Raw genomic sequence first — 26,303 nt, 5'->3', positions numbered from 1 at the left:
TGTGAGCGGTGTTGCGCATTGGATAAGTTGCGGCGCGCCTGGCGTAAGGATTGGGGCGAGGTAGCCGTGATGGTTGATGGCGTCTATCCGGTGCACAGACGGGCGTTTTTGGGTGCGCTCTCGGACTGCTGTCAGTACCGCGGATGGTTATATGCCGATTGCATTATGCGGTGACCCAGGTCTGCGGTGAATGGCAATTCGAAAAGCGTTCGACCAACGACTTTTGATTGCCGGCAAAGACGGATGCGAATCGAGTCATGGATTCGCCTCTTCGCACGAACACCAACATTCGGCGACCCGCGAAACGGGTTCGGCTTGAAGGATGTGTGAGGCGGTAATTCGTCGTGCCCGGGAGAGCATGCGAGATTGCCGGCTCCTGTCGCGGGATTCGAAGGTTCGCGCATATTCGGGCACGTGCAGGCCGGCGGATCCGAAGAGGCGATTCACGAGTAGCCGAGCGCGGGGCGCGGCAACGGCTCCCCGCTGATCTATCACCTACTGGGCATCGCGTGCGAAATGCTGGGGCAATACGAGGAAGCGGTCGAAGCGACCATCGACGCGCTAACGCGCTGCAACGAATTCGCTCGCGCAGAAACCATCCGCACGATCTGGGAGCTCGGGCGGTTATAAAAAGTCCTGCAATGGTACTTGCAGGACATGTTGGCGAGACGTCAAAGACGCTCTACATCGCCTTTCGCGTTTGCGGAAATCTACGCACCGCTTGACCAGCCGGACGACATGTTCAACTGGATCGACATTGCGCTCGCTGAGCACTTGCCGCGTCTATGGTCACTTCGGAATACTAACGCACGGTTCCATCGCTATCGGTCGACGGGTGGTTCCGGAACGTCGAAAAGCAGATAGGCTACCAAACCTGGAAGCACAACACTCTCACACGGAGGACGAGTTCCACTCTACCCTAGGCCTGCCCACGTGACACGCGCTCCCGCTCGATAAGCGTTTTCGTCGCCATTCATCGCGTGCGACCACGGTCGCGCAACGTCATTGCGTTCGATAGTCAATGATGATGAAACGTATTGTTCCCCATACAGCTTTGCTCTCCTGAATGCGCGGACTCATTGCCACGCCCGTCTCGACTCTTGACGAGTCGGTGACGCAACCACGTCCCTGAAACATGACCAGAGCGCAGAGTCGCGCACCATCGAGTTAGCCTGAAGACATCGCTAACGCGCGTCGGACGACGGACCTTGTGTTTAAAAGATCGTGCGCATGATGTGTGGATCCAACTCGTGTCTTCAGCGCGCGCGCATCGCCCAATACTTGTTGCCGAGAAAGCCGACGATCACGTAGACGGGAATGCCGCACAGTTGTGCGACGTAGGGTGCGTGTGTGAGATGCAACACCGCAAGCATGGTCGCGAGATTGGCCAGATACGAGATCAGCACGACGACCAGAAAGCGCATCGCGGAGTGCCGCGTTGCCGCTGTCCTGAACGTGAACTTGCTGTTGAGGGCGAAGCTGAATGTCACACCGATGGCATAGCCGACTATGTTGGCGACAATGGGACTCGCGCCCGCCGCCTGGACGACGAAGATGATGACGGCCGAGATCGCCGTATTGAGGCCGCCAACCAGCAGATACTTGATGAACTGCTGAAGCGATTCGGTACGCGGTGCGGTTGTGCGCAGGCCGTTCATCGAATCACAGCCCTCATGCGCCCGTCGCATAAACGGAATACTGGGCGCCGAGCGGAACATGGGTCAGATATCTTTCGAGCGGACGAAGTTTGGCTAGCATGTGGGGGAAAAAAATCCGGAAGCGCACGGCGACATCGGAAAAACCTGCGTCGCGGCAGGCCTGCTTCATGTTGCGTGCGGTGATCAGTTTGGCGTTGACGTCGAATTCGCAGGTGTTGACGGCTCTGACCGTCAGCGGGTTCAGCGGATTGTGCTCGAAGATGACGACCGTGCCTTGCGGACCCACGACGCGTTTCAGTTCGCGCAGCAAGTGGACATGCTCAGCATGATCGATATGATGGAACACGCACATTGCGTAGGCGAGATTGAATTCCCCCTCCTCGAAAGGCAGCGTGTGGCCGTCGAAGTGAACGAAGCGCGAAGAATCAGGAAAACGGCTTTGGGCGACTTCCAGTGAGCGCTCCGATACATCCGCGCAGGTGAGCTGCGCGTTCGGCAAATAGCGCTTCACCCAGGGGATCGACGTGCCCACGCCCGAGCCGAAATCGAGCATGCGTGCGGGCAGCGCATGACGGCGCGCCATCTCCTCGGCGATGTCGCGAATCTTGTACTCGGCAAAAAACGCCGGGCCTTCGCCCGATGCCGAAATGTTACGGGCGTGCAGCGAAAGGTACTCGTCAGCGAAGCTGTCGAATTCGGCCTTGTCCATGTGATGGCTCTCCCTCCCGTAAAACATCGATTCCAAAGGCCATTGAAAACAAGCTGATGAAACAGACACCCAGATATTGTCTCTTTTCACAACAACACCATCATACGGGAATTGCAGGACCATTCCCCTTCCCTTCTGCGTATACCGCACCGGATTACGCAATCTGATTCGGCATTTTCCTCGCTGTTTTAGTGGTTTTCGGACACACGAGGTCCTTGCGCTTGCGTGTGATCGGAGATGCGTATTAATGTCCAAATACGTTAAACGCCTGACTCCGGGTCAAGGCAGCTTCAGAAATGGGGAATTGCCTATGACGACGTTGAACCTGGTCGTACCGTGCTACAACGAAGAAGAAGTCCTTCCTGAGACGGGTACACGGCTTCTCGCGCTTCTGGAGCGATTGATCGACGCCGGCGAAGTGACTGACGAGAGCCGCGTCACTTTCGTCGACGACGGTTCCCGCGACCGCACCTGGTCGATCGTTGAATCGCTGCATGCGAAGAATGCGCACTGTGGCGGCATCAAACTCTCGCGCAACCGGGGCCATCAGAACGCATTGCTCGCCGGTCTGCTGACGGTTCAAGGCGATGTGCTCGTGAGCCTTGACGCCGACCTTCAGGACGACGTCGAAGCCATTCCGCGCATGCTCGCTCAGTATCAGCTAGGTGCGGAGATCGTCTTCGGCGTGCGTCACAAGCGCATGACGGACACAGTGTTCAAACGCGTCACCGCGCGCAACTACTACAAGCTGCTCAGGACATTTGGCGTCGATATCCTGCCTGGCCACGCGGATTTTCGTCTGATGAGCCGCAAGGCCGTGGAAGCGTTGAGGCAGTTTCAGGAGGTCAATCTTTTCCTGCGCGGCATCATTCCGCTGCTCGGGTTCAAGACGGCGATCGTCGAATACGAGCGCGCCGCGCGCTTTGCGGGCCAGAGCAAATATCCGCTCAGCAAGATGCTCGCGTTCGCGTTCGATGGCATCACGTCGTTCTCCGCCGTACCCTTGCAATGGAGCACGCGCATTGGCGCGTTGCTGGCGTTCGGCTCGCTGTGCTTCGGCGCGTGGGCCGCCTTCGCTCGCCTCTTCACCGACCTCACGGTGCCCGGCTGGGCCTCGACCGTCATTCCGATGTACTTCCTCGGCGGGATTCAGCTGCTCTTTCTCGGCGTTATCGGCGGCTACATCTCGAAGACGTACGCCGAGACCAAGCAGCGTCCGCGTTTCATCATCGAGCAAACGCTATGAACTTGCCCATCGATCGCTCCGCGCCGGCCAATGCTGGCGTCGAAACGAGCCCCAGACACGCGCTGTTGCCGCGCGCCGGTCGGCTCGCCGCGATTTTGCCGCGCGTTCTGTTCATCGTCACCGTGCTGTATGGCGGAGTGTTGTTCTGGATCGCGCCGCGTCCGCCGATGGTCGACGTGCCGCAACACGCCGGTCAGGTGATGTTGCTGCGCGATCTGCTCGAACACACGTCGCCGTGGCAAAACCTCGTGCAGATCAATCTGCTCACGCCGTATCTCGTCGGTTACGGCGTGGCGCTGCCGCTTACGTATCTGATGCCGGTCGGCGCTGCGCTCAAGTGCGTGCTGATGCTCGCGTACTTCGCGTTCGTGGCGTCGTGCGTCGGCTTTCGCCGGCACCTGCATGGCGATGCACGGCTCGACTGGCTTTTCGTGCCGGGATTTTTCGGGTTTGCCTTCGCGTGGGGCTTTTACACGTTTCTGGTCGCGGCGCCGCTGGGCATTCTGTTCATCTGGCTCGCGCACGGTTATGCGACGGCGACGTCAAGCAGAAAAGGCGTGTTGATATTTCTTGCAGGCACGGCGCTGTTCTTCTGTCACGGACTCGTGTTTTTGCTCGCAAACGCGATAGGCGTCGGCTTCGTACTTTTCAAGCAGAGGCCGCTCGCACGCAAGGTGCTCGCGCTCGCGCCGTTCGTGCCGCTCGGCATGCTATGCATCGCATATGCGTTGTGGAGCCGCGCGACCGATCCGCTGCTCGGACAGACCGTACCTGGCTTAGACGTATTCAAATGGGGCTTTGACCTGCCGCGGCTGCTCGCGCTGCCCACCTACGTGTGGGGCATGAACAAGACTGTGGCCGCGTATTTGCCGCTCGCCGCGTTGATGTTCGCCGCGCCATGGTTGTGGCGCGACAGGATCAACCCTGATCGCTCGGTGGTCGTGCCGATGCTCGCCGTGACGCTCATCTGGTTTCTCGCGCCCGGCACGGCGCTCAAAACCGCCTACCTGTATCACCGTTTCGCGCTGTTTCTATTGCCCGCCTATGCGCTGATGTTCCGCGCGCCGCCATCCTCCACGAGCGGCGCTCGCCGGGCGTCGTCCGGTTCGACTTTGGGCACGCTGCGTGGCTGCGGCGTGCAAGCGGCGATCATTGCGGGATGCTGGATCTTCCTGACGGACCAGACGATTCGTCTGCACCGTTTCGCCGTCGAGAATGCACCGCTGGACGAACTGCTTGCGCAAACCGAACCGGGGCAACGCGCGCTGAGTCTGATCTTCGATCGCGCAAGCCCCGCGTACAAAAGCACAGCCGCTTACGCGCACCAGTCGCTGTGGTATCAGGCGGAGCAGCACGGTTTCGTCGATCTGAACTTTGCGACCTTCTTGCCGCAGATCGTGCGCTTCAGGCCGGGCATGCTGCCCATCGGTCCGCCCGCGCTTGAACACGATCCGGGAAGTTTCGACTGGAAGAGGAACAACGGCCGGCTGTACCGCTATTTTTTCGTTCACAAGATCGGGCCGTTGCCGGCGAATTTCTTTGCCAACAACGAATGCGATGTTGTCCTGGTCAAGCAAGAGGGCGAATGGTCGCTTTATGAACGGCGCAATTGCCGGTAGTGGCGTGGCCGATGTTGGACCGTGCGGTCGTTTGGTTTGTCGCGATGTCGGCGCCGATACGCGGATGTTTGTTTGCGACGTGTTTGTTAGCGACGGAATCGGTTCATCGCACTGACGCGTCGGCCATGCGCCGGCAAATCCGGATCCGCCCACAAACGTTCGGCGGCAACGCGTTCGGTCTTCCTCGTTATGTACGGATCGCCAGAATGCCAACCGGACGCGCACGACTCGGGGAGTTGTCAGGCCGCTCGCACGCGTTTGGCGTCTCGCGAAGGTCGATAGCAATAAGATGCACGTTCGGTTTTTCGCGAAGGGCGCACGCGGCTATCTGTTCCCGGCACGCTTAACGAGGGCCGACTCATGCGGATACTTATCATTGCGCAACGCTTTCCTGTGCTTTCCGAGACGTTCATCATAGAGCAAGCGAAGGCGCTGCTTGATGCTGGCGCCGATGTCTCCATTCTCGGTCTGACGCGGGGAGATGACTCGCTTGTCCGGATAGTCGAGCGCGAGTGTCTGTCCTTCGTGAGTCCGCAGTGCGGCGCGAGTCGCACCGCAAAAATGCTTGCTGTTGCACAGCTCGCGTTTCGCGGACTTTACGATCGGCGCGCCCACCATGCGTGTCGAGTCGCGGCGCGGGCGGCCCTTCAGCGGCGGTGGGCGGCGGCGGCCGATATCGCGCGCGTCTCGAGTATGAATTCGACCATGCAGTACGAAGCAGTCGTCGCACATTTCGGCATGGTCGGCGTTCGTGCGCAATACTTGCGCGAGGCAGGACTGATTTCCGGCGCCTTGGTTACTGTCTTTCACGGCCATGACGTGACGAGCCACAGGCTGGTAGATTCCTATCGTCGCGACTATCTGCGCCTCTTCGCAAGTGGCCAACTTTTTCTGCCAGTTAGTCAATTCCTTGCAGATCGCATTCGGGATTGGGGTTGCGATCCCGCAAAGATTCATGTCGGCCGCATGGGTGTCGATATCGACAAATTTCCGTTCTCGCGGCGCGACTCATCATCGGCGACGTTGAATATTCTGCTCATTGGACGAATGACAGAAAAGAAGGGGATCGAATATGCGATTCGAGCCATGGCATACGTCACGTCTGCGGTGAAGCTGACCATAGTCGGCTCAGGTCACCTTGAAAATTCGCTGAGAGCTTTAGTGGTCCAGTTGAATCTCGAATCGCGTGTCTGTTTTCTAGGTGCGCAGCCTCACGAGAAGGTGCGCACGTTGATGAACGAAGCCGACATCTTCGTGCTCCCATCGGTGACTGCGTCGGATGGGGACATGGAAGGCGTGCCGGTCGTGTTGATGGAAGCGATGGCCTCGGGCGTAACAACCGTATCGTCACGTCATGGCGGCATTCCTGAGTTGATCGATCACGGAGTGTCAGGCTTTCTCGTGAATGAGCGCGATTCGGTCGACCTGGCGAAGATCGTCGATGAAATTGCCGCGGGCATGTACAACCTGGCGGAAATAGCGGCGAATGCGCGCCATAAGATCGAGGCGCGATTCAACTCGCGCATTGAAGCAGTCAGGCTTCTTGAGAAGCTGGACGGCGTTTGCAATGGCAATCACGCTCTGCCCGGCGAGCATTTGCATCAATCCGAGCCGCCAAGCCTGACTCGCCGATTCAAGGAAGCCGCGAAATCACTGTTGCCCGATGCCCTGTTCCTTCGCCTGTTGCACAAGAAGTGCATTGGGCGCTTCCCACGACTGCGCAATCCCGTGACGTTCAACGAGCAGATACTTCAGCGCAATCTGCGACCCGATCCACGCTACGCGGTATTGAGCGACAAGCTCGCCACGCGTGCGTATGTCGAAGAGAAACTGGGCCCTCAGCATGTCATTCCATTGATTGCGGCACCCGTCGATTTTTGCCAGGACGTCTACGATAGACTACCGGATCAGTTTGTCATGAAGGCAAATCACGGTAGTAGTTTCGTCAAAATAGTCAGAAACAAATCCGAAACTTCATTTGAAGAGTTGAAGCAACTTGAGGAGAAATGGCTCTCCACAGATTTCTATTGGGTGGATCGGGAGCGGCATTATCGCGAGATCAAACCACGCCTTTTCTTCGAGACCCTGCTGCTCGATCACGACGGACACATTCCGGCCGACTTCAAGATCCATTGCTTTTCGGGAAACCTCCGAAAGCCGGTAATGTATATCCTCGTCATTACCGACCGCTTTGGCAGCAACACACGTGGAGATGTGTACGATGCCAGTTGGAGCCGCATGGAAATCGCCATTGGGCCGTACAAGCGAAGCGATCACCGGCTGGTTCGGCCATCGAACCTCGATGCGGTTCTGGAAGCGGCCGCGACACTGGCGAGCGATTTCGAATACGTTCGTGTCGATCTTTATGCCTTTGACGATCGGCTCTATTTCGGCGAATTGACGTTCACGCCAGGCGCCGGTGTATTGCCTTTCACTCCCGATCGCGTCGACTACGAATGGGGTAAATTGCTGAGCGCCGCGCGCGGCGCCTGAACTTGATCCAACCGACGATCAACTACCCCTCTTCGAGCATTAGAACGATGCTATCGCGGCGGTGCACCCGGGGGCGATCGACGCGTACGCAAGCACCGCCCTGGGAAATCGCATCCTTGCGGATCGTATCGGCGACTCGGTCCTTGAGGCTGTGGAGCACGGGAAGGGAACGAAAGAACGGCAGAAAAACCTTCCTCTCAGCGCATTCTCTTTTAATAGAAAAAGCACCGACTTGCTCGATGCGGTAAGCGAACAGCTACGTTCATATCTGGGTACCTGTAGCCAGGTCCCGCACGGCGCGCCAGCCGCCAGACGCTAATAGCTCGACTGGCGACGCGGTCGAGCCTGGCGGTCGAGCCTGCGCCGCAGCGCCTTCTTCACCATACGTTTGAGCAAATGGACCAATCTGTCCATGCCGACCTTAAGGTGCAACCGGCCGAGCTCCGCGTTGTGGCGAGGAGTCGCCTGCCCCTGGTCACTATAGGCTTCGCGACGATCGGCAGCCATCGCAAAGAGAATATCCAGAGCTTCGCGAAAGGAGCCGCGATCTACGCGCGCGCCCACATGGCACGCACGTTCGAAATTATTGTTGAACACACGAAGCCAGAAGTCGGCAGCCTCGCTGTGGCTACATTGCGCGAGCGCTTCAAGCCCGTTCGTGCGCAGATCCCTGAGGTCACGTAATGACGCCCGTTGCGTAATGCTGCCGAAGCGGCGTCGATAGCCGAGCAACGGCGTGCCAATGCGAAACACGCTATGCGCTCGCATGTAGATCGACGGCATCACAGCCATGTCTTCGTAATGCCTCGCCACGGGGAACGACGCAATGCCGAATAACGACGTCCGGAACACGCGCGCCCATACGAATGTATGGAAGAGATCGACGAACTGTCTGCGCCCGGCGTCGTCCATGCGCTTGCCGCCCTCGTTGCCCGCCGGCACGATCTCGAGGTCCTCCAGCCGCCGTCCATCGTCGTCGATAATAGTCACGTTGTATTCGACGATGTCCCACGCAAGATCGGCTAACTGCGGAACAACCGCAGCCGAGAATCCGTCGAGATAAATGTCATCGCCGTCCAGGAATCCGACGTACGGCGTGTTGACCGCTGCCAGGCCTCTGTTGCGCGCAGCGCTCACTCCCGCATTTTCCTGACGGATCAATTCCACGTGCTTGCGCCCATCGCGCTTCATTGCAGCCTGCACGGCGGCGTAGGTGTCATCGGTGGAGCCATCGTCGACCACGACCAGCCGGATTGCATCCCCATAGGGTTGCCTAAGCACTGACGCGAGCGCCTCTTCAATGTAGCCCTCGACGTTGTAGGCCGCTACAACGATGGTAAGGAGCGGGGCTTCGTAGCGTGGGGTGTACGTGTCGATCGACATACCGGTGTGCGTGCTTGCGTAATGAAGCGCCATCGTTGGACGACGGTCGGGCGTGGTTACTCATGCTTTAGAAGCGCGTTGCAGCGTTCGTGAGAGAGCCGCATGCACGCGATCTTCTGGTACAGCAGCGAAGAGGCTTGTCGAAAACTAAAACGTTATGGCTTTGGCGAGCGACACGGTTTTCGGGGCGCTGGCAGAGTACGTTTTGTTGGCTTCAGACCGCGTTAAAAACGACGGACGTTCACGACGGGTAAGGTCCGACGCGCGTTGAGACGGAGCCCGCCGGCCGCAATCGATGACCACACCACACCCGCCGTAAGCCACACCAACCCGCAATCTTCACTGCACTTACTTTCCGTCGCGACAGAGAGACTTTCCGAACTCATCATTACGCGCGCAGGACTTGCACAGAGGCATGGCGGCTGCGTGAGTGCCACATTGCCCGGGCACCAGCCACCGCATTTGCGCACGATGGCAACAGAATAAGCTATATGCCAGCCAATATAGCCCTAAAGAAATTTTTGGAAATAAAATGTTTTCCAATCAGCTGTAAAAAATCTGCACCTGCACTTAACGCGTGCAGAAGCGAACCAAATTGAGGCTGCGGAGGCTACTGTTTGGCGCATTGTTAATTGGTAATACGCCAACCGTTTCGTCGAATATCCCGCACATATCCATTCATTACTTCCAGTGCGCGGGGCCAAAAAACAATAATCGACACGGGATGTTCAGTAGCGCGCGGTCTATTGCTCGCCTGGCAAGCCATCCGGGGAACGATTGTCGCCAACGGACTAATCGCAGGTGCGGCGCTACTGACCGGGTTTTTCGTCACGAAATCGATTCTCCTTCGAATGAAACCGAAGAGTTCAGGCTATCCGCTGACGCCGCCGATGCATTCATCTGACCTCTCGTTGTTGTGGGCCTTGGCCGGTCTGTAGCGGACTATCAGGCCATCCGACAGGCCGGCGCCCGGCGCGGATGGCAACGCCCACATGGCGCACACAGGCTATTGCGAGCCCTCGCTAACCCTCCAGCGTAGCCTCGCCGAGACGCCAGGCAGCAAGGACCGTGGTGGCTCGCCTGCGGAAGTTCAGCGTCAATTCGTAACGCCCACTCTGAGGTAGCCGCTATCGGTCCCAGTGCGGCTTGCAAGCGCCTGAATTTGGCAACCGCCTCGTTGGAATTCGTGTACGGATGTCTCATAGCCGCTCCGCCACCGGTAACGCGGCATGAAAACGCGGCGGCGCGGCCGTCCACGGACCTCATTTCCGCTACAGTCGTGCTGGTCACGCGAAAAGCGAGTTCAGGGAGACGACCATGAATGGCTGGTGGGATGAGGTTTGGCAAAAGGTGCTGGGCGAGTTTGCCGATCTGAACGACGCGGCAGACCTGACCCAGCTATTCATCCGGCTCGTGGTGGCGCTCGTGCTCGGCGGCGTGCTGGGTTTCGAGCGAGAAATGGCAGGCCGGGATGCCGGTATGCGCACGCACATGATGGTCTCGGTCGGCTCCGCACTGTTCGTGCTGGTGCCGCTACAGGCCGGGTTCTCGCAGGACAACCTGAGCCGCGTGCTGCAAGGGCTGGTGTCCGGCATCGGTTTTCTCGGCGCGGGCGCGATCATAAAGCTCAGCGCCGAGCGCGAAGTGCGCGGCCTGACGACGGCAGCCAGCCTGTGGGTGGCTGCCGGTCTCGGGATGGCGGCCGGCATGGGCCGGGAAGCTACCGCAATTCTCAGCCTGGCGATCGCGCTGCTGATCCTTTCCGGCGCCCGCCTGTTCAGAAATACGTCGTCGTCCAACGACGACAAGCCCCGCTGACGCGGCCCACGCATAATGGCAACGCCACACTCGGTGCAGTACGATCCGCGCTACCGGCAACGCGCGAGGCACGATCGGCGCGCCCCTTGACCAGATACGAAACATGAGACGACTGTTCATCGCTGCGCTCGCAGCCACCTCTTTCGCGACGTACGTTCATGCAGAAAGCAACGACGCCGGACCGCTCGTCACGCCGTCGGGCAAACTGCAATTCGTGCGCGTCGACCGCGATTTCGTCGGGATGCTCGACAACGAAACCTTCGATCGTTTCGGCGCGAACACGCTAACGCATTTCGACGACATCGGCGATGCAAACGACACCGTCACGCGCACGCTCGTGCAAACCGATTCCGGCCCGGTGCTGTACGACTTCCGACACAATCCGCCGATCGTAGAGCGCTCGGGTAAGCGCATGACGGTCAGGCGCGTGTTTTGGCAAAGCGATGAAGTCGTGATGCAAAGCTCGCAAGGCTGGTTCCGGCTAAAACGCGGCGTGCTGACGAAGCTGCAGTCGTCCACGACGATCTATCATTGATGACGCCTGCACCTCGAACACACTCGCCAGCATTCTATTGCCGGAGGTGAAGGCTGCATCATCCACCAACGCGGCACGAATTCGAATGCGTGAGGAAAACCGGAGACAGCGCGATGCCAACGACCGAATCGAAAATGATCAGCGTATCGATCCAGCGAAACCCGCGGGACGTGTATGACTTCACAGCACCACCTGCCGCGTTCGCGCGCTGGGCATCGGGTCTCGGCAAGCCGCTCGGCAACGAAGGCGCTGTGTGGCGATTCGAAGGCGAGAGTGGCCCCGTGAAGATCCGTTTCACCGAACCCAACGCATACGGCGTGCTCGATCAGTACGTCGAGTTGCCCGACGGCAGCGAGATTTACGTGCCGATGCGCGTAGTCGCGAATGGCACGGGCAGCGAGGTGATGCTCACGCTGTTCCGCGTGCCGGGGATGAACGACGAAAAATTCGCCGCCGACGCGCAATGGGTCATGCGCGATCTGAACAGGCTAAAGGACCTGCTCGAGGCGGAGTGATCGCGGACCTCGGTCTGTCGCAAATCCAGACGAAAAAACCAGACGTCTGTATGAGCGCCTGGTTTTTTAGGCAACTGGCACTGCCGCAGACACCAAGCGCTTCAAAACGGCAACCCAGGCAATTCCGGCAGCTTTAACGCATGCACGCCGATCGCCGACGCGTCGAGCCGTTCCGCACCGCCACTCGGCGTATCGACGATGAACGGCACGCCGACCTGATCGGCGCGCACCAGTTCGGTCGAGCCGCCGCCGTCGAGATTGATCGCATCGTCCGCGCCGATCGCCTTCATGAGTCGAGCCGATTGCGCGTTGGTCGTGCCCGTCGAATAACCCGCGATGCGCCCGTCGATCACGACGAAGTAGAGAAAGCGGCCCTGATGCGACAGGCCGGCCAGCGTGCGTGGGTTCGGATTGAGCGGGTCACCTTCGTTCGGGCTTTGGGCACTGACGTCCTGACCGTTTTTCAGCAGAATCGCCGCGCCGGCGACCGCCGTATCGATCAGCTTCAGATCCTGCGCCGAAATCTGCGGCGCATTGGCGATATACGCGTTACCTTGCCGCGTGATCGCGAGCACCGCTTCGCTTTGCGTCGGATCATTGGTCAGCGGACTCACGATCTGGCCGTGCGACACCAGCAAGCCAATGACCGTTTTTGGCTCGGGCGTTGTCGCACAGCACGGCGCAAAGAAGTTCGCGTTGATCGCGAGCCGCACGTCGGTGCGGGCGGCAAACTGGGAAATCGTCTCCGACGTCGTCATCAGCGGGCCGCTATGCCCGGTGGTCTCGACGCTCACGCCCGGCGCGCGCAGATCGACGCGCATCACGTACGCGCGGCTCACGGTGGGCTTGCCGCCCGCCGCCGCGGGATTCGACGGCACGGTCGCGGTTTCGGCATCGACGCCGACGTACACCGGCGAGTAGCCGCTTTGCGTGATCTGCGTGGTGGGATCGGGCACGTCGGCTTGCGCGTTCGCCGAAGCGAGGCCGATGATCGCCGCGGCGGCGAGCGCCTTCAGCGTTGCCGATGCAGGGAAAAGAACACGTGCCATGTCTTTAGTCTCCATTGACGGCGGCGACGAAGCTGTCGCCTCTTACCGTGCCGGAGACCTTATAGATGCGACATGACGCTCACGTGATTTCTTCTTTTCGTTCAGCTTTCGGCACTCACCTGTGCTCTCGAAAAAAAAGCCGCTCAATGCCCGCAGTCAGGTTGAACATCAACCGTCACCAAGGGCAAATGACTGACTACGCGATCTTTTCCTGCTGCTCCTTCTATCGACCCGATTGAATTGGAGATTCAACTCCGTCGACCAACCCTATCCCATAAAAAATGCTCTCGTTTCCTCGCCTATAATCACCAGGCCTTCGGAAAACACCCGACGGTCAGGTTGGAAGCCTGCGATCGTCATCGCACACCCGCCCAGGCGCGTCGTGCGTCTACTGCTGCACGTCTATCTGTTTGTCAATGGGCGAGCCGTGGTGGGAGAGCCGCAAGGCTCGCCGGTTGGCTACGATCCCGGTCTTCCAATCCCATCACGTGCCCGCTCACCCACGTAACCAGGCGAGTGTCGGGCGATTCAAAAATCTCAGGGAGACGCACCATGACCAAACCCACCAAACAACCCGCATCCCGCCCGCCGGTCGACGCTCTCCAATACGAAAAACTCGCCCTCTCCGCCTTCGAGCTATGCGAGCGCCAGATGAGCAAACTGGACACGCTCATCTCACTCGCGGCTTCGCTCTGCAGAAGTCCTGCGATCACGAATGATGAACGTCATCGCCAGCGAATGATGCTCGAATTGCTGGTCCAGACCAGTGAGCAATACCAGCAGGAACTTGCATGCGACCGCGAGCTATTCCAGGTGATCGCACTCGATGCAAAGGGCATCGCGCACACCCGCATCACGGCGAACCAGGCCGCCCGTCTGCTGGCAGAGGCGGCAAACGTCGCGACGCAAGACCCGCCAAGCCCGACAACGACGGAAAAGGCGACGCCACGCAAACGCGTGTCGACGAGAAGCGCAACGATCGTCAGAACGGACACGACACGGCGCCGCGCGCCGGTGCGGCATTGATTCACCCGAAGCGTCCACCCCGAACCGATCGACTCCACGCCTCAATCCCGCAGCGGCAGCGCGTCGAGCATCTCCAGGTGACGCGCTTCCGTTTCGTCATCCGCGGGAAACATGCATTCGATACGTAGTTCCTGCGCCGCGACGGTTTGCGGCGTGCCGACACTCGCGACCATCGAGAAATACCTCAGCACATGGCCGTCCTTGACGAAGCCAATGGGTATCACCGGCATCGCAGCAGCAGCTGTAGCGGAATCCGCACCGGCCTGACGCTCGGCATTCTCCCCCAGCGGCACATCCGGATACGCACGCAACGCCGCAACCAACTCGCGCGTGCGCTCGTCAATCACCCGCCCTACCGCTTCCCGATAAACCCGCTGAATTAAACTATCCGCAACACTTTTCCAATCGGCGACAAAGGGGCGCAATCCATCGGGATCGAACATCAGATGCAGCATATTGCGCGGTCCCTTGCGCGCCGTCATATCGATGAAGCAATTGAAAAATCGCGGGGCGGACTCGTTGGTCATCAGCACATTCCAGTAGCGGTCCATGACCAGCGCGGGAAACGGCTCGTGCTGGCGCAACATCCTTCCGAGCGCTTTCGTGACACTCTGCATTTCCTGCGCGTTCCACGCGGGGTCGGCGTACATCGGCGCGTAGCCTGCGGCCAGCAGTAGCGTGTTGCGTTCGCGCAGGGGAATGTCGAGTGCCTGCGCGATATCCATCAACATCTGACGGCTCGGCACACTGCGTCCGCTTTCGATAAAGCTGATATGACGCTGCGAGACCCCGGCATTGAACGACAGGTCCAGCTGGCTGATGCCGCGCATATCTCGCCAGTGACGCAACAACGCGCCGAGGTCGTTCGGTGGCGCTTTCTTGATTGGGTTCGCAGGATTCATCGCTGTCTGTCCGCAAGTCTGGAGGCACGCAAAGTCTGGTGACCGGCGAGCCACGCGGGCTCACCGAACCGGGCGGGTCAGCATACTCCCTTCGGCCTGCCGGACTTCGTATGAAAGAAACTCAGGCGCGCTTCCAAACGTGCCCGTGAAACTGCTCCTCCAACGGCGGTTGCGCGATGTTGCCGGCGTAGTTCGTGATCGTCGACGCCGCCCCGACGGCAAGCACTTCGAGCACCTGATCGCGGCGAAAGCCGGCTTCGAGAAGCGCGCTCACGTCCCGCTCGTCGAGATGACCACGCTTCTCGATCGACGTCCTGGTCAGCGTGGAAAGCGCTGCATGCCGGCGGTCCGCCGGCGCGCGACCGGCGCGAATCGCTTCGACATCGGCGGGTGCAAGTCCCTCGTTCAGCGCCAGCGCGGTGTGAAACGCTACCGCCCACGAACACGCGTTGGTCACCGCGTTCGTCAGCAGCAAGGTCTGGATTTGCGCTTCGTCGAACGTGCCTGCATGAACCTTCTGGAACAGACTGAAGAAGGCCTCGATCAGAACGGGCGACCCGGCCATCGCCCCCGCGATGTTGGGGATGAAGCCAAAGTTCTGCCGGAGCTGGCGCAATACCGGCCTGGAAGATTCCGGCGCGGACTCGATGGTATGAATCTGGAACGTCGACATGATCTGTCCTCGATGTTGAGCGCGATCCGGAATGAACCGCGCGACCATCGAAGATTAGATGCGGCCGAGCAGCGCGCCAATTACCTCCCATGTAATAGCCCACGCGAAAACGAGCGCGTAAAAAAAGCCGGGCTATCGAGCAACCCGGCTTCTTCACTACATGAACCTCACATCAGAAACGGTGAATAATGCCCACCCCAACCGCAAACTGGCTACCCGACGAAGACGGTGTCGTGTTGTAGCCGTCGCCCAGCGTCGCCGTCGCATCGATGATCTGGCCGGCGCCATTGGTGCCCAGCGTCTTGCCCTTCGCCTTCTGATAAGCCTGCAGCGCATACAGTCCGGTACGCTTGGACAGCGAATAGTACTCGGAGAGGTTGAACTGATGGTACTGCGCGTTATCGTCGATCGCGTTCGCGCGCGTCGCACGCGTGTAGCTATAGCCGAGGCCCAGATCCCATGCAATGGCCGGTTTCCAGTGGAGCACCGCACCACCCGTGTTGAAGATCGCCGTGTCGTGGAATTTCGAACCCGTGCCCGGAATGTATTGCACGTTCGAATAGGTTGCCGTGATGTCCCACGCGCTATTGAACGTGTAGCCACCGCCTACTGCAAAACGCTGTTGCGCCTGCGCAGTCTGTTAGCCGTTGGTCAGTGCTGAAACGCCGATCTGCGCGCCGCCGTTCGTGGTCGTCGAATCCGCACCCCACGCGCCGCCGCCGAGCGTCGAGTTGTTGATCCGCGAGAAGCCGACCGCGAAGCCGACCGGGCCAAGCGCATACTGGGCGCCGGTCGTCCACGTCGAGCCGCGATTGACGCTGCCCGGCACGCCGCCCAGCGAATACGAACCGCTGACCGTCAGACCAAAGATCTTCGGCGAGGTGTACTCGAGCGTGTTGTTCGAACGGTAGATCGTGTCGAGGCCATCGATATCGCCAGGGTGCGCGCCGTAGTAGCCGGTGATCCAGGTGGTCGGGCTATACGGCGAGAGCATCTGGTAATACGACGCGTACTGGCGGCCCGCCGTCAACGTACCGTACGTTGCGTTGGTCACGCCGACCCACGCCTGACGGCCGAACATCGCGTTGGCGTACTGCTGTGCGCCGCTCGCCGAATTGAAACCGGATTCGAGCTGGAAGATCGCCTTCGTGCCGCCGCCCAGGTCCTCTGCGCCCTTCAGGCCGAAGCGGCTGCCGGCCCACACGCCGGGGGTCATCTTGACCGCCGATTTGCCGCCGCTGGTGGCGCCGAGCGACGCCTGGTTATTGGTGTACGACAGGCCGTTATCGACGATACCGTACAACGTCACGGTGCTTTGAGCGAAGGCCGGCACGGCGGCTGCGATCGTCGCGCCGAACAGCACGGCGTCGACGCGTCTGAAACTCTTCTTCATGCTTCTGATCTCCAGGTTTTACGTCTCGTTGAAATACTTTTTTATCGGCATGGCGCCTGAAGGTTTGTCGAACCTGTTGCGCTAGTGCCGTTGGGGCTGCAGCAATCGCTTGACGGTCAAAGCCAGCGGTACGGTGAAAAAGATGTGCGACATGAACCCGCCGATAATCACCGCCGGGTCGTAATAGTTCGGGTGGTTGTCCGACGCGAGCATGATCGCCACGTGCATGACGATCCACGCGAGCACCGCATAGAACAGCGCCACGAGCGTCGCTTCGTAGCCGCGTCGGCGAAAGTAAGGCCACACGAGCGCGAACAGCACACCCCACGCCGCCGCGAACACAAAGTGAATTCCCGTGCCCACCACATACGCCCAGATCCCCAGCGACTCCTGCACGTATTTGCCGAACACGAGGCCCGTCGCGTTGCGCGGTATGCCTGCGAGCGGCATCAGGTGTTGCGCGCCGACCCACACGAGCGCTTCGTAAATCCAGATGACCACCGCACCGGTCAATCCGCCGATCACGCCTGCGCGCAACGTCGCCTTCCAGCCGGGCGACTCGAAATCCGCCGATCGCAAGCCTCTTTCGAGGTCCGCTCTGCTCACGCCGAAATTGCCATGCATTTCCTCTCTCCTCGAAACACGTTTCATCACAACGGCTATCGTGCGCCGCAGCCGCAACGGCCCACGCGGCATCGCGTGATGCTGCTGCGCACGGGTTCAGGTTTCAAAGCTGGTTAGACAGCGCGGCGCAACGCGTGAGAATGGCGCTGCGGTAAATGCGGAAGCAAATGCGAAAGTAAATGCGCACGCAGTAAGGACGAGCGCGGCACATGGCGCGCGACGGCAAACGCCGCGTTATCGGCTGAATCGGTGAAGGTCATGCATGTCTCCGAGAAAATACTTTCCCGTCCCGGATTTCTGTCGAATCCGGGGTCTTTTAGTGTCGAGAAGTGAATGTCTGCCGGGGCGGCCCGGCGGAATCCGGCGCCTTATACCGCGTCGGGCACCATGCGCGTTTTCAGAAACGCTTCGAGTGTTTCGCCTCGCATGCTGGCGTACATGCCGAGGTTCGTGATCTTCACCACGCGCGCGAATTTTTCGAGCACGAAGAAGCACACGCCGTAACGAATCAAGCCGATCCAGTCGGTGTTGTCGACCAGCGTGCGCTCTTCGGGCGTGAGCTTGGCCGCGTCATAGGCGGCGCTGCGATTTTCCAGCCACAGCGTGCGGGCCGGTGCTTCACGCATCTGCCAGAAGAAGCGGTTCAGGCGCATTGCCTTAATGCTCTGGCGAATGTCGAACGGGTACGTGCCGGTCAGTTCTTCGACGCCGATCAGTTGCGGGTTCATTGCGCCACCTCATCTTCATAGATCGTCACGGCCATCGCGGTGCTGGTCGCAAGATAGTAGTTGCGGTGCAGTTCGCGGACCTTCGGACCGAGCGCGCCGCGCATCGCGAGCCACATGATCGTCTCGACGCTTTCCGCGCCGCCGAGGCGCACGTAGTCGACGTGCTTCATCGCCGCGAGACGCTGCGGGTCCTTGACGATCAGGTCGAGAAACTCCATGTCCCACTCGGTGTTGTTAAAGCCGCTGCGCTCGCCGTGCACCTGGTGCGACAGACCGCCTGTGCCGACCACCACGACATCGAGATCCTGATCGAACGATTCGATGGCGCGGCGCAGCGCCTGGCCGAGCCGGTAGCAGCGGTTCGCGGTGGGCAGCGGATACTGCAGCACGTTGACTTCGAGCGGCACGAGCGACATCGGCCAGCCGCCGTCATGCGGCAGCATCAGCGAGAGCGGCGAATTGCAGCCGTGATCGAGCGGACGGTCCTGGAAGATCGTCAGATCGAACTCGTCGGCGACCATCTGCTCGGCGATGTGGATCGCCAGATCGGGATGGCCCGCGATGTCCGGCAGCGGACGCTTGCCTGCGCCTTCGTCCGCGAATTCGTGATTCGCCGACACGCCCAGCGCGAAGGTCGGATAGCAATCGAAGAAGAAGCTGTTGGCGTGATCGTTGTAGAACATCACCATCACGTCGGGCTTGCGCTCCGCGAGCCATTTCGCCACTGGTTCGTAACCTTTGAAGAGCGGCGCCCACGCGGGCTCGTTCTGCTTGCCCTTGTCGTACGCCAAGCCGATGGTGGGCACGTGCGAGGTGCCAATGCCGCCAATGATCCTTGCCATATTCGTTGTCTTCCGTTGCTTCGCGCCGCCTGCCAATCGGATAGGTTCGCGTGACCGGGGAAGTAGCCAGCGCGACCATCTTGGGATACAAAGATAGGAATTGTGCCCTCTGCCGGGAAGTGCGGGTAAACCTCAGTCGGCCATAGGTTAATGGGGTAAAACGCCGCCAGTCGGCGCCCGGCGAGCAGCGGCGCAGCGCTGCAAGCCACGCGGCGCATGGCTTTGTCGGTATCCCAAGCTGGTTTCGCAAGGTCCGGCGAGCCTCCTCGCCCGTCCGCACGCGATAAACAGAACAGATGCCCCTGAAAAGAAGTCGCAAGCCGTTTTACAGGCGTGGTGCGGCGCGGCGCGCGTAGCTATACTTCCGTGCTTCCGACGAGCAGACCACAATGAACGAGACGACCCAGCAGGCGATTGTCCAGACGTTACGCGAAAAGATCCTCGCCGGTGAGTTGTCGCCCGGTCAGCGTCTCGTGGAGGCACAGCTCGCGCAATGGCTCGGCGTGTCGCGCACGCCGCTGCGTTATGCGCTGAGCGTGCTGTCGTCGGAAGGGCTGCTGGACCGCTCGGGCTCGCGCGGCTACGTGGTGCGCCGCTTCAGCGTGCGCGACGTGCTCGATGCGATCGACGTGCGCGGCGTGCTCGAAGGACTCGCGGCCCGCTCGGTGGCGGAGAGCGGCGTGAGCGCGACGCTCGCGGCGGCGCTCGACGACTGCCTGCGCGAAGGCGACGACCTCTTCGCCCAGCGGCATCTGAAAGCCGGCGACGACCTGCGCTACGCGCAGATGAACGGACGCTTTCACGCGCTGATCGTCGACGCGGCGCAGAACATGGCGGTGGCGGCCGCACTGCGCCTGAACGACAAGGTCCCGTTCGTGTCACCCTTCACGATCGCCTTCGACGAAGCCGCGCGCGAGCGTCAGTTCATGATGCTGATGTACGCGCATCGCCAGCATCATGCGATCGTGGATGCGCTGAAGAAGGGCGAAGGCGCGCGCGTCGATGCGTTGATGAAAGAGCACACGCACATCTCGAAGGAAAGCCTGAATCTGTCGCTGCCGTCGTTGCATCTGATTGCGGGGGCCGCGTGATGAGCGATAGCACGTCGATGGCCAGCGACGCGGCGCCGGTCAAAACGCCGTCGTCCGTGAACAGCAAAGACCTGCTCAATCTCGCGCAACTGCGCGCGTTCCGGCTCGTCGCCGAAATGGGCAGCGCGACGCGCGCGGCCGCGGCGCTGTTTCGCGCACAGTCGGCGGTGACGCGTTCAGTGCAGGAACTGGAAGCGGCGCTCGGTGAGCCGCTCTTCGACCGCGGCCCGTCGGGCATGCTGCCCACGCCCGTCGGCCGCGCCGTGCTGCATCGTTGCGAGCGGATTTTCGCGGAGCTGGAGGAGCTCGCGCAGTGGTGCGCCGCGCGCCAGGCGCGCCGCCGCCCCGCGGCGGAAGGCGCCTTGCCGGCGTATCTGCTCAACACGCGGCGGCTGCAACTGTTCGCGGCGCTTGCGCGGCATCGGCACATGCCGAGCGCGGCGAAGACCTTCGGCATTAGCCAGCCCGCGGTGAGCACCGCGATTCGCGTGCTGGAGAGCGGCTCAGGCATGAGTCTGTTTCATCGGAGCCCGCGCGGCATCCTGCTCACCGCCGAAGGCGAAACGTTCCTGCTGCACGTGCGTCGCGCGCTGAACGAACTGCGGCACGTGCCCGACGATATCGCGGCATTGCACGGCAAGATTCAAGGCTCCGTGACGGTCGGCGCATTGCCGCTCGGGCGCACGCTGATCCTGCCCAAAGCGATCGCGCGGATGACCTCGCAGAACCCGGGCGTGCGCGTCGTCACCGACGAAAGCTCGTACGAGACGCTGGTGGCCGGTCTGCGAGCGGGCGACATCGACTTCATTCTCGGCGCGCTGCGCGACAACGACGCGTCGAGCGGCCTGAAGAACGAGCGCCTGATGTCGGAAAACATGGTGGTGCTGGTGCGCCGCGATCATCCGCTGACGCGCGAGCGAGGCCTGACCGTCATGGGCCTGCGTGACGTGCAATGGATCCTGCCGCGCAGCCACTCGCCGGCGCGTGCGCTGTTCGAGGCGCAATTCAAGCGGATGAAGGTCAAGCCGCCGTTGCCCACGGTCGAAACCGCCGACCTCGCGGTCATACGCGGCCTGCTGCTCGGCACGGACATGGCGGCCGCGCTGTCGGCGCAGCAGTTGCATCATGAGGTGCAGTCGGGGCAACTGGTGGTGCTCGACGTGCAGCTTCACAACACGCGGCGCGACATCGGCCTGACCGTGCGCGCGGCGGGCACGCCGTCGCCAGCGGCGCGCGCGTTGATCGATGCGATCCGGCTCTCGGTGGTCGACGTCACGCGCACGATCAGCATCGGCGCGAAATAGCCGCTGTTTGCAGGGGCTTTTGCTATGTCCGGCCCGGCAAGCCGTCGAAGAACGCGCGCCAGTCGAATGGCGCGGGCAGCGTGTCGTAGTCGATGCCGCCCGCCTGCATCGCATCCACGATGCTGTCCTGGAGATGCGCGCACGCGTCGCTCATGTACGGCGTGATGCCGGCCTCCTGCAACGTCTGTGCGACTTCGCGCATTTCCGCCGCGCGCCGGCGGCCATGTTCGGCGACGCGGCTCACCAGATAGCCGGGCACGTCCGCATCGTCGCGCATCTTGCCGAAGGTTTGGGCGAGCGAGGCCAGCACGATCGACTCCGCCTCGTAATGCCGCGCCGCGCGCAGACACTCCACGGTCAACGCTTCGATACCCTTGATCATCACGCTGCGGCACATCTTCGCCGCCGACGCCACGCCGATCTTCTCCGATACCGCGCTCGCATTGAAGCCCAATGCGTTGAGCAGCGGCGCGAGATCCGCCGCAGCGGCGCCGCCTAACAACATCGGCACGGCGAGGCCATAAGGCGGCACGGGTGCCATCACGGCTGCTTCGACGTAATGCGCGCCGGCGCCCTCGATGCACGCCTGCGCATGTTGCTTGGTGTGTGGCGAGACCGAGTTGATGTCGAGGCAGACCTGCCCGGCTTCGAGGCAGCGCGCAAGCGCTTGTGCCACGTCGAGGTCGGCTTCCGCCGTCACCGCCGATACAACCATCTGTGCGCCAGCGAGCGCGCTTTGCAGCGTCCCGGCGACACGGACGCCTGCGGCCCGCGCCTTGTCGCGAAGCTGCTCGCGCCGCAGATCGAACATCGACACCTGCACGCCTTTCGCGGCCAGCGCCGCGCCGAGTATCCCGCCGGCCTCGCCGAAGCCGACGAAAGCCACCGTATCGATGCGTGTCAGGCCGCTCATCGCCGTGCTTCCCATGCGAAAGACGTCGCACCGGCTGCGCGCTCGAAGCGCCAACGGGTCGTGCGTGGCATTGCGATGCGTGGCATGTCTCCTCCTGCGTCTGCGTATCAGCTCCCATTGTAGGAGTCGAAATTGTTTTGAAACCATTTAAAGCAGTACGCGAGGCCATCGCATCTGTTTATCGGTAACAGTGATACCTGAGTGCTCCGTATCTCGCCGCATGGTGGCAACGAACGTTCCAGCTTACAAACCGGCGCTGCCCAACAATGCGCAGCGCGCTTTTCTGCTACAACGTACCTGTCCTTCCATATCGGCACATGACCAGGGTGAGACGATGAATCAGGAACAGTGGAATGCGATGGATGACTATCTGACGAGCCGGCTGCTGCCTCAGGACGCCGCGCTCGATGCCGCACTGGACGCGAGCGCCGCAGCCGGTCTGCCGTCGATCAACGTGGCGCCCAATCAGGGCAAGCTGCTGCATCTGCTCGCAAAGTTGCGCGGCGCGCGCCGTATTCTCGAAGTCGGCACGCTAGGCGCCTACAGCACGATCTGGCTCGCGAGAGCACTACCCCCGGACGGCCGGCTCATCTCGCTCGAAGCGAATCCCGGGAACGCCGAAGTGGCGCGCGCCAACGTCCAGCGAGCCGGTTTGTCGGGCGTTGTCTCGATCGTGATCGGCGCGGCCGCGCAAACGCTCGACAAGTTCGTCACGGACGGCGTCGAACCGTTCGACATGATCTTTCTCGACGCCGACAAGAAGAGCTACCCCGACTATATGCGCCTGTCGTTGCAACTGAGCCGGCCCGGCACGCTGATCGTCGGCGACAACGTGATACGCGGGGGCCGCATTGCCGATGCGGCGAGCACCGACCCCGACGTCATCGGTCTGCACGAATTCTTCAGGCTGCTCGCGACGAATCCGCGCCTCGACTCGACCGCGATTCAGACTGTCGGCTCGAAAGGATGGGACGGCTTCTCGATGACGCTCGTGTCGGCCTGATGTGCGCGAGGCGGCACCGCGCCGAAACGCTCGGCGCACGCCTGCCTGACCCGCTCGACCGAGGCCGACCACCCCTCGCCCGGCGCGCGGCGAAACAGCCGTAACGCGTGGGAATACCACGGCGAATCGTCGCGCCCGTGCATCCAGCGCCAGTCGGGATCCCGCTCCGGCAACAGCACCCAGCAGGGTTTGCCCAGCGACGCAGCCAGATGCGCGATGGACGTATCCACGCAAATGACCAGATCGAGTTGCGCGACGATGGCGGCACTGTCGGCGAAATCCGTCACCTTCGCGCCGAGGTCGAGCAACGGTTGGCCGTCTGGCGGATCGCGCGCTTCGTCCTCGCCCTGCCCCTTTTGCAGACTCACGAAGCTCAGGCCCGGCACGCGCCAGAGCGGCGCAAGCGTCGTCAATGAAGGAATGGAGCGGTTCGCGTCGTTATGGTGTTTCGCGTTGCCCTTCCAGACCAGACCGATCTTGCGGCACGGCGCCAGCGCATCGAGCATCGGCCGCCATTGGTCGACGAGCGCGGGGGCGACCGGCAGTTGTGCGGCAGGCGGGATCGTATCGAGGGCCGTGCGCAGATAGAACGGTGCGCTCAGGAGACTCGTCCAGCAGTCGTAGCTCGACACGCGCGCCATCGCGGCGACATGATCGGCCACGGCGTCCACGCCGTCGACGCGAGCCATCAGCCGATGCAACGCCGGCGCGCACGCGAACGTGATATGCGTGGCCCCTTGCGCTTTGAGTAACGCGAAATAGCGGCTGAACTGAAGCATGTCGCCAAGGCCGTCCTCCTGCCAAACGAGCAGGGACTTACCGGCGAGCGTCTGCCCCTGCCACTGCGGGCAGGCGAGCAAGGCGCGCGTCTGGTGATGCACGAACGACGGATGCCCGTAGCGGCTCTCGTACAGTTGCCAGCCTTCTTCGAAGCGGCCCAGGCCGAGCAGCAGCGCGGCCAGACCGAAGCGGGCGTCGGCATAGTCGGGGCGTAGTGCAAGCGCCTCGCGGTAGGCGCGTTCGGCCTCGTGCAGATGCCCGGATTGCGTCAACGCACTGGCGAGGTTGAAATGCGCTTCGGCCAGTTCGGGGCAGATTTCGAGCGTCCGATGAAAGGCCTCGATTGCCTCCGGGAAGCGGTCGAGCAAACGGAGCACACAGCCCAGGTTGTTATGCGCGTGCGCGATGCCGGGCTGCCAGCGAATCGCGTCGCGGTAAGCCTGCTCGGCATCGACGAGACGCTCCTGCCTGAACAGCGCAATGCCGAGGTTGTAGTGCGCCTCGGCGTAGTCGGGGCGGCAGGCAATCGCTTCGCGGTAGGCGGCCTCGGCTTCGGGCAAACGCCCGAGGTCCTCCAGCACCGCACCGAGGTTCAGATGCGCCTCCGCATAGTCCGGCCGGATAGTCAGCGCGAGCCGGCAGGCCAACTCCGCTTCGACGAACCGGTGCGCCGCCTTCAGCACGCCGCCCAGGTTGTTGAGCGCCTCGGGATACTGCGGCCGGATGCTGAGCGCCTGACGATATGCCGCGTCGGCCTCCTCGTGGCGGCCGAGTTCCACCAGCACGCTGCCGAGGTTGTTGTGCACCTCCGCATAATCATGCAGGCCGATCAGCGCCTCGCGATAAGCCGCTTCGGCTTCCTGCGGGCGGCGCAGATCACGCAGCACGATGCCCCGGTTGTAGTGGGCCTCCGCATAGTCGGGGCGCAGCGTCAGCGCGTGACGATACGACGCTTCCGCCGCCTCCTTGTAACCGAGCCCGTACAGCACGGCGCCGAGATGATGATGAGCGTCGGCGTGATGCGGTTGCAGCGACACCAGTTGACGATACATCGCCTTGGCGGCGGACAGGCGCCCGAGCGACCTGAACAGCGAGCCGAGACTACCGTACACCTCGGCATAAGTGGGCTTGACGCGCAGGCACTCGCGCCAATGGCGCTCCGCATCGGCCACGTTGCGCAACGCAAACGAACAGGCGCCCGCGATGTTCAGCGCGTCGACGTGTATGTCGTCCGGCAGCGTGGTGTCGTTCAGCAGCGGCGTCACCATTGCCAGGGCCTCAGCGAACTGTCCGGCCGAACATAACGTGACGGCCTGCTGATTGATGTCGGCGATTGGGAAAGCGAGCGTCTGCGTGGGCGTCATGAGCGAAGAAAAAAGGAAAGCGGCACGGCGCCGGCCAGACGCGCGGCGTTGCGTGCAACCGGCAGCTTAAGTGATCCGCCGCGGCTCCGGCGCGCCGAAATGAGCGGCTTTTTGCCGTCTATTCCACCGCTATAACCGGCATCACGAGAAAAAGGATCGCGCGGCAATGTTAGAATCGCCCCGCCTTCATCCCGATCATCATGACGCTACGATCCCGCAACCGCACGACCGCCTGGCTTGGCCTGTTCGCCATGTGGCTCGTCGTGTTCGCGCCGCTCGTGAGTCAGGTGCTGATGTCGGACCGGGCGCACGAGCCGATTGCCGCGCTCTGTTCGGCGCTCCAGCCGTCCAGCGCGAGCGAGGCCGGCCTTGTTGCACAGGCCGCCCACACCGCCCCCGAGCCGGTGCATCTGAGCCACGACGACGCCTTCGGCGCGTGCGGCTACTGTCATCTGCTCGAACATCATGTCGCGATGCCGACGGTCGCCGCCGTCGAGCCCCCCGCCGCCCTCGCGTTGTCCGGCACCGCGCCGCCCACGCTCTCCACCCGCTTCACGCCGCTCGGCGCGTTCCCCTCGGGACGCCCTAGAGCCCCGCCTGCCGTTTCCTGATCCCTGCCAGTCCTGATCGCGCAT

23 protein-coding genes and 2 pseudogenes are annotated in these 26,303 nt (G+C 61.6%); 12 read left to right on the top strand and 13 right to left on the bottom strand.

The features are described from left to right. Positions 1-1,256 precede the first annotated feature (1,256 nt). Positions 1,257-1,658 (bottom strand): GtrA family protein, encoded by a 402-nt coding sequence (locus PQQ53_RS06130; protein WP_408138819.1) that lies wholly within the window; start codon positions 1,656-1,658, stop codon positions 1,257-1,259. 13 nt (positions 1,659-1,671) lie between these two features. Continuing rightward, a complete protein-coding gene (locus PQQ53_RS06125) occupies positions 1,672-2,490 on the bottom strand; it encodes a class I SAM-dependent methyltransferase (RefSeq protein WP_408323447.1) in 819 nt (272 codons plus the stop codon). 187 nt (positions 2,491-2,677) lie between these two features. Here PQQ53_RS06125 and PQQ53_RS06120 point away from each other — a divergent pair, with 187 nt between their 5' ends. The 4 genes and pseudogenes from PQQ53_RS06120 (at position 2,678) to PQQ53_RS06105 (ending at position 7,725) form a co-directional block, all read left to right on the top strand. Continuing rightward, entirely contained in the window at positions 2,678-3,613 is a 936-nt protein-coding gene (locus tag PQQ53_RS06120) for a glycosyltransferase family 2 protein (RefSeq protein ID WP_408323446.1), read from the top strand. Then, complete coding sequence (locus PQQ53_RS06115) at positions 3,610-5,232, top strand: hypothetical protein (RefSeq protein ID WP_408323445.1); 1,623 nt, start codon at positions 3,610-3,612, stop codon at positions 5,230-5,232. Before PQQ53_RS06120 ends, PQQ53_RS06115 begins: the two co-directional genes overlap by 4 nt. Positions 5,233-5,592: 360 nt before the next feature. Next, a pseudogene (locus tag PQQ53_RS06110) lies at positions 5,593-6,762 on the top strand (glycosyltransferase); the annotation flags it as partial. A 51-nt stretch (positions 6,763-6,813) separates the two neighbouring features. Beyond that, positions 6,814-7,725, top strand: a complete 912-nt coding sequence (locus PQQ53_RS06105; protein WP_408152132.1) for an ATP-grasp fold amidoligase family protein — start codon at positions 6,814-6,816, stop codon at positions 7,723-7,725. Between the two features lie 315 nt (positions 7,726-8,040). Here the strand turns inward: PQQ53_RS06105 and PQQ53_RS06100 are convergent, their stop codons facing one another. Further along, complete coding sequence (locus tag PQQ53_RS06100) at positions 8,041-9,108, bottom strand: glycosyltransferase family 2 protein (RefSeq protein ID WP_408152064.1); 1,068 nt, start codon at positions 9,106-9,108, stop codon at positions 8,041-8,043. A gap of 1,317 nt (positions 9,109-10,425) precedes the next feature. On the opposite strand from PQQ53_RS06100, the gene PQQ53_RS06095 reads away from it, so the two are divergent. From PQQ53_RS06095 to PQQ53_RS06085, 3 genes are all read left to right on the top strand, one after another. Further along, positions 10,426-10,926: an MgtC/SapB family protein gene (locus tag PQQ53_RS06095; RefSeq protein ID WP_408152063.1), complete on the top strand. Its 501-nt coding sequence runs from the start codon at positions 10,426-10,428 to the stop codon at positions 10,924-10,926. Positions 10,927-11,029: 103 nt separating this feature from the next. Beyond that, complete coding sequence (locus PQQ53_RS06090; protein WP_408138830.1) at positions 11,030-11,461, top strand: hypothetical protein; 432 nt, start codon at positions 11,030-11,032, stop codon at positions 11,459-11,461. 113 nt (positions 11,462-11,574) lie between these two features. Continuing rightward, positions 11,575-11,976: an SRPBCC family protein gene (locus tag PQQ53_RS06085; RefSeq protein WP_408323444.1), complete on the top strand. Its 402-nt coding sequence runs from the start codon at positions 11,575-11,577 to the stop codon at positions 11,974-11,976. A 101-nt stretch (positions 11,977-12,077) separates the two neighbouring features. Here the strand turns inward: PQQ53_RS06085 and PQQ53_RS06080 are convergent, their stop codons facing one another. Next, on the bottom strand, positions 12,078-13,025 hold the full coding sequence (locus PQQ53_RS06080; RefSeq protein ID WP_408323443.1) for a phosphodiester glycosidase family protein: 948 nt from the start codon (positions 13,023-13,025) through the stop codon (positions 12,078-12,080). 552 nt (positions 13,026-13,577) lie between these two features. On the opposite strand from PQQ53_RS06080, the gene PQQ53_RS06075 reads away from it, so the two are divergent. After that, positions 13,578-14,051 carry a hypothetical protein gene (locus PQQ53_RS06075; protein WP_408152131.1) on the top strand — a complete coding sequence of 158 codons (474 nt, stop codon included), beginning with the start codon at positions 13,578-13,580 and terminating at the stop codon, positions 14,049-14,051. A 41-nt stretch (positions 14,052-14,092) separates the two neighbouring features. Here the strand turns inward: PQQ53_RS06075 and PQQ53_RS06070 are convergent, their stop codons facing one another. The 7 genes and pseudogenes from PQQ53_RS06070 to PQQ53_RS06040 form a co-directional block, all read right to left on the bottom strand. Beyond that, on the bottom strand, positions 14,093-14,953 hold the full coding sequence (locus tag PQQ53_RS06070; protein WP_408138837.1) for a helix-turn-helix domain-containing protein: 861 nt from the start codon (positions 14,951-14,953) through the stop codon (positions 14,093-14,095). 121 nt (positions 14,954-15,074) lie between these two features. Next, positions 15,075-15,626, bottom strand: a complete 552-nt coding sequence (locus tag PQQ53_RS06065) for a carboxymuconolactone decarboxylase family protein (protein ID WP_408323442.1) — start codon at positions 15,624-15,626, stop codon at positions 15,075-15,077. 172 nt (positions 15,627-15,798) lie between these two features. Further along, a pseudogene (locus PQQ53_RS06060) lies at positions 15,799-17,019 on the bottom strand (porin). Positions 17,020-17,100: 81 nt separating this feature from the next. Continuing rightward, a complete protein-coding gene (locus tag PQQ53_RS06055) occupies positions 17,101-17,643 on the bottom strand; it encodes a hypothetical protein (RefSeq protein ID WP_408138842.1) in 543 nt (180 codons plus the stop codon). A 113-nt stretch (positions 17,644-17,756) separates the two neighbouring features. Next, a complete protein-coding gene (locus tag PQQ53_RS06050; protein ID WP_408152057.1) occupies positions 17,757-17,903 on the bottom strand; it encodes a hypothetical protein in 147 nt (48 codons plus the stop codon). 108 nt (positions 17,904-18,011) lie between these two features. Further along, positions 18,012-18,371 carry a protocatechuate 3,4-dioxygenase gene (locus PQQ53_RS06045; protein ID WP_408138846.1) on the bottom strand — a complete coding sequence of 120 codons (360 nt, stop codon included), beginning with the start codon at positions 18,369-18,371 and terminating at the stop codon, positions 18,012-18,014. Next, positions 18,368-19,213: a gallate dioxygenase gene (locus tag PQQ53_RS06040; protein ID WP_408138847.1), complete on the bottom strand. Its 846-nt coding sequence runs from the start codon at positions 19,211-19,213 to the stop codon at positions 18,368-18,370. Before PQQ53_RS06040 ends, PQQ53_RS06045 begins: the two co-directional genes overlap by 4 nt. A 389-nt stretch (positions 19,214-19,602) precedes the next feature. On the opposite strand from PQQ53_RS06040, the gene PQQ53_RS06035 reads away from it, so the two are divergent. Both PQQ53_RS06035 and PQQ53_RS06030 read left to right on the top strand, forming a co-directional pair. Beyond that, a complete protein-coding gene (locus PQQ53_RS06035; protein WP_408138849.1) occupies positions 19,603-20,304 on the top strand; it encodes a GntR family transcriptional regulator in 702 nt (233 codons plus the stop codon). Continuing rightward, positions 20,304-21,608, top strand: coding sequence for a LysR family transcriptional regulator (locus tag PQQ53_RS06030; protein ID WP_408323441.1), 1,305 nt, complete (start codon positions 20,304-20,306; stop codon positions 21,606-21,608). The genes PQQ53_RS06035 and PQQ53_RS06030 overlap by 1 nt, the downstream gene beginning before the upstream one ends. A 22-nt stretch (positions 21,609-21,630) precedes the next feature. On the opposite strand, the gene PQQ53_RS06025 is transcribed toward PQQ53_RS06030, so the two are convergent. Further along, positions 21,631-22,521 carry an NAD(P)-dependent oxidoreductase gene (locus PQQ53_RS06025; RefSeq protein ID WP_408152055.1) on the bottom strand — a complete coding sequence of 297 codons (891 nt, stop codon included), beginning with the start codon at positions 22,519-22,521 and terminating at the stop codon, positions 21,631-21,633. 334 nt (positions 22,522-22,855) lie between these two features. Between PQQ53_RS06025 and PQQ53_RS06020 the strand changes: the two genes are divergently transcribed. Next, positions 22,856-23,524: an O-methyltransferase gene (locus tag PQQ53_RS06020; RefSeq protein WP_408323440.1), complete on the top strand. Its 669-nt coding sequence runs from the start codon at positions 22,856-22,858 to the stop codon at positions 23,522-23,524. Here PQQ53_RS06020 and PQQ53_RS06015 read toward each other — a convergent pair. After that, positions 23,467-25,668: a tetratricopeptide repeat protein gene (locus PQQ53_RS06015; RefSeq protein WP_408323439.1), complete on the bottom strand. Its 2,202-nt coding sequence runs from the start codon at positions 25,666-25,668 to the stop codon at positions 23,467-23,469. The two genes, PQQ53_RS06020 and PQQ53_RS06015, sit on opposite strands and share 58 nt — an antisense overlap. A 200-nt stretch (positions 25,669-25,868) precedes the next feature. Between PQQ53_RS06015 and PQQ53_RS06010 the strand changes: the two genes are divergently transcribed. After that, positions 25,869-26,279: a DUF2946 domain-containing protein gene (locus tag PQQ53_RS06010; protein ID WP_408138858.1), complete on the top strand. Its 411-nt coding sequence runs from the start codon at positions 25,869-25,871 to the stop codon at positions 26,277-26,279. Positions 26,280-26,303 lie beyond the last annotated feature (24 nt).

Origin of the sequence: Paraburkholderia strydomiana (assembly GCF_046030495.1) — a bacterium.
Lineage (GTDB): Bacteria > Pseudomonadota > Gammaproteobacteria > Burkholderiales > Burkholderiaceae > Paraburkholderia > Paraburkholderia strydomiana_A.
This window is presented reverse-complemented; position numbering and strand designations above follow the sequence as displayed.

Bases quoted from the DNA above. Each gene is read 5' to 3' on its own strand.
- PQQ53_RS06130 (WP_408138819.1), bottom strand. From the start codon at position 1,658: ATGAACGGCCTGCGCACAACCGCACCGCGTACCGAATCGCTTCAGCAG.
- PQQ53_RS06125 (WP_408323447.1), bottom strand. From the start codon at position 2,490: ATGGTCCTGCAATTCCCGTATGATGGTGTTGTTGTGAAAAGAGACAAT.
- PQQ53_RS06120 (WP_408323446.1), top strand. From the start codon at position 2,678: ATGACGACGTTGAACCTGGTCGTACCGTGCTACAACGAAGAAGAAGTC.
- PQQ53_RS06115 (WP_408323445.1), top strand. From the start codon at position 3,610: ATGAACTTGCCCATCGATCGCTCCGCGCCGGCCAATGCTGGCGTCGAA.
- PQQ53_RS06100 (WP_408152064.1), bottom strand. From the start codon at position 9,108: ATGTCGATCGACACGTACACCCCACGCTACGAAGCCCCGCTCCTTACC.
- PQQ53_RS06095 (WP_408152063.1), top strand. From the start codon at position 10,426: ATGAATGGCTGGTGGGATGAGGTTTGGCAAAAGGTGCTGGGCGAGTTT.
- PQQ53_RS06090 (WP_408138830.1), top strand. From the start codon at position 11,030: ATGAGACGACTGTTCATCGCTGCGCTCGCAGCCACCTCTTTCGCGACG.
- PQQ53_RS06085 (WP_408323444.1), top strand. From the start codon at position 11,575: ATGCCAACGACCGAATCGAAAATGATCAGCGTATCGATCCAGCGAAAC.
- PQQ53_RS06080 (WP_408323443.1), bottom strand. From the start codon at position 13,025: ATGGCACGTGTTCTTTTCCCTGCATCGGCAACGCTGAAGGCGCTCGCC.
- PQQ53_RS06075 (WP_408152131.1), top strand. From the start codon at position 13,578: ATGACCAAACCCACCAAACAACCCGCATCCCGCCCGCCGGTCGACGCT.
- PQQ53_RS06070 (WP_408138837.1), bottom strand. From the start codon at position 14,953: ATGAATCCTGCGAACCCAATCAAGAAAGCGCCACCGAACGACCTCGGC.
- PQQ53_RS06065 (WP_408323442.1), bottom strand. From the start codon at position 15,626: ATGTCGACGTTCCAGATTCATACCATCGAGTCCGCGCCGGAATCTTCC.
- PQQ53_RS06055 (WP_408138842.1), bottom strand. From the start codon at position 17,643: ATGCATGGCAATTTCGGCGTGAGCAGAGCGGACCTCGAAAGAGGCTTG.
- PQQ53_RS06050 (WP_408152057.1), bottom strand. From the start codon at position 17,903: ATGACCTTCACCGATTCAGCCGATAACGCGGCGTTTGCCGTCGCGCGC.
- PQQ53_RS06045 (WP_408138846.1), bottom strand. From the start codon at position 18,371: ATGAACCCGCAACTGATCGGCGTCGAAGAACTGACCGGCACGTACCCG.
- PQQ53_RS06040 (WP_408138847.1), bottom strand. From the start codon at position 19,213: ATGGCAAGGATCATTGGCGGCATTGGCACCTCGCACGTGCCCACCATC.
- PQQ53_RS06035 (WP_408138849.1), top strand. From the start codon at position 19,603: ATGAACGAGACGACCCAGCAGGCGATTGTCCAGACGTTACGCGAAAAG.
- PQQ53_RS06030 (WP_408323441.1), top strand. From the start codon at position 20,304: ATGAGCGATAGCACGTCGATGGCCAGCGACGCGGCGCCGGTCAAAACG.
- PQQ53_RS06025 (WP_408152055.1), bottom strand. From the start codon at position 22,521: ATGAGCGGCCTGACACGCATCGATACGGTGGCTTTCGTCGGCTTCGGC.
- PQQ53_RS06020 (WP_408323440.1), top strand. From the start codon at position 22,856: ATGAATCAGGAACAGTGGAATGCGATGGATGACTATCTGACGAGCCGG.
- PQQ53_RS06015 (WP_408323439.1), bottom strand. From the start codon at position 25,668: ATGACGCCCACGCAGACGCTCGCTTTCCCAATCGCCGACATCAATCAG.
- PQQ53_RS06010 (WP_408138858.1), top strand. From the start codon at position 25,869: ATGACGCTACGATCCCGCAACCGCACGACCGCCTGGCTTGGCCTGTTC.